Below are 553 nucleotides of genomic sequence, written 5' to 3' on the forward strand. Positions count from 1 at the left end.
GGCTCCTACTGCTTGTACGTACACGGTTTCAGGTTCTTTTTCACTCCCCTCGCCGGGGTTCTTTTCGCCTTTCCCTCACGGTACTGGTTCACTATCGGTCAATCAGGAGTATTTAGCCTTGGAGGATGGTCCCCCCATATTCAGACAGGATAACACGTGTCCCGCCCTACTCGTCGAGTTCACAATAACAGCATCTTCAGATACGGGGCTATCACCCTTTACTGCCGGACTTTCCAGACCGTTCTCCTGATGCTGCTATTGATTAAGACTCTGGGCTGTTCCCCGTTCGCTCGCCGCTACTAGGGGAATCTCGGTTGATTTCTTTTCCTCGGGGTACTGAGATGTTTCAGTTCTCCCGGTTCGCTTCATTAACCTATGTATTCAGTTAATGATAATATCCATTGGATATTGGGTTTCCCCATTCGGAAATCGTCGGGTATAACGGTTCATATCACCTTACCGACGCTTATCGCAGATTAGCACGTCCTTCATCGCCTCTGATTGCCTAGGCATCCACCGTGTACGCTTATTCGCTTAACCTCACAACCCGAAG

The 553-nt window shown here is 49.5% G+C and carries 1 rRNA gene; it reads right to left on the reverse strand.

Features of this window, described 5'->3' with window-relative positions:
* A 23S ribosomal RNA gene (locus JEP36_RS17685) occupies positions 1 to 540 on the reverse strand; the annotation flags it as partial.
* Between the last annotated feature and the right edge of the window lie 13 nt (positions 541 to 553).

It is taken from the genome of Proteus sp. PR00208 (assembly GCF_016238545.1).
Taxonomy (GTDB): domain Bacteria; phylum Pseudomonadota; class Gammaproteobacteria; order Enterobacterales; family Enterobacteriaceae; genus Proteus.